The organism is Thermodesulfovibrionia bacterium, assembly GCA_030646035.1.
Lineage (GTDB): Bacteria > Nitrospirota > Thermodesulfovibrionia > UBA6902 > UBA6902 > JACQZG01.
Map to the genome: position 1 here is coordinate 1 of JAUSMY010000065.1, position 1104 is coordinate 1104.

The following is a 1104-nucleotide window of genomic DNA, read 5'->3' on the forward strand; positions in this document are numbered from 1 at the left end:
CGTAACCTTCACAAACAGCTCAACAGGCAATGACCAGCCATTGACATACGAATGGGATTTTGACAATAACGGCACAGTTGACTCGACACTGTCCAACCCTTCATATGAATACACAACTGAAGGCACATACACCGTAAAACTTACAGTCACAGATTTTGACGGAAGCACAAATTCGCTGACAAGGACTAACTATATAAGCGCTACATCATGCCTGTCGCCTGTAAAGGTCACAGGCTCAGTGAATTCATATTACACATCTCTTCAGCCTGCGTATGATGATTCATCAGAAGGAGATGACATCCGTTTCCAGGATGATTCATTCAATGAGAACCTTATATTCAATGTTAACAAGGCGATAACGCTCAGAGGCGGATATGACTGTGATTTCAATACAACAACCAATAAGACAGTCATAAACGGCAATGTGACAATAAGCGACGGCGTAGTAACATTGGAAAATGTAATAATCCAGTAACTATAATAAGATAACAACAAAAGGGAGGAAGAAAGATGAAAAAGATACTGATCTCATTAGTGACATTGGTTTTAGTATTTACCGGAGCGGAGATGCTGTATGCGGCCGGAGACCTGTTAGTGACCGGAAACCTGGGAGTAGGCACCCTGACACCGGATAACAAGATCGTGGTCAACAGCGGAAAGATCAAGACTATCGGGACATACCAAAATCAGGGGTTTATTGCTGACTATGTGGCTCCCGGTGATGACCCCACAGCAACAGCCTTGACCTCAGGGTTGGAAAGGTCCGCCTTCTTATTTTCAAAATGCGAGGGGTGCAGCAACGGATTTCACAGTTTTGCCATCCAGGCACGCTCCCGGGCAAATGTTTTGCTTGGATCGCCAGCGCGGACGGACACCGTTTTTGAAATAACGGAATACGGCATGACAAGCATAGGGAAATATGAACCGGCTGCATGGCTGGATGTGTCAGCCTCGGGATATAATAATATTGACCTCTTCAGGTTAAGCTCAACTGACGCGACCAATGGGGATATGTTCATAGTGAAGAACACCGGCAATGTGGGAATAGGAACAATCGCCCCTACTGAGAAGCTCTATGTTACCGGCAACATATATGCAACAGGC

Annotated in this window: 2 protein-coding genes; both read left to right on the forward strand. The window is 45.3% G+C overall.

Annotated features, from left to right (window positions below):
- On the forward strand, positions 1–475 hold a 475-nt coding region (locus Q7U10_12230), incomplete at its 5' end, for a PKD domain-containing protein (protein ID MDO8283365.1).
- Positions 476–510: 35 nt separating this feature from the next.
- Positions 511–1104: hypothetical protein (locus Q7U10_12235; GenBank protein MDO8283366.1), on the forward strand; the 594-nt coding region annotated here is incomplete at its 3' end.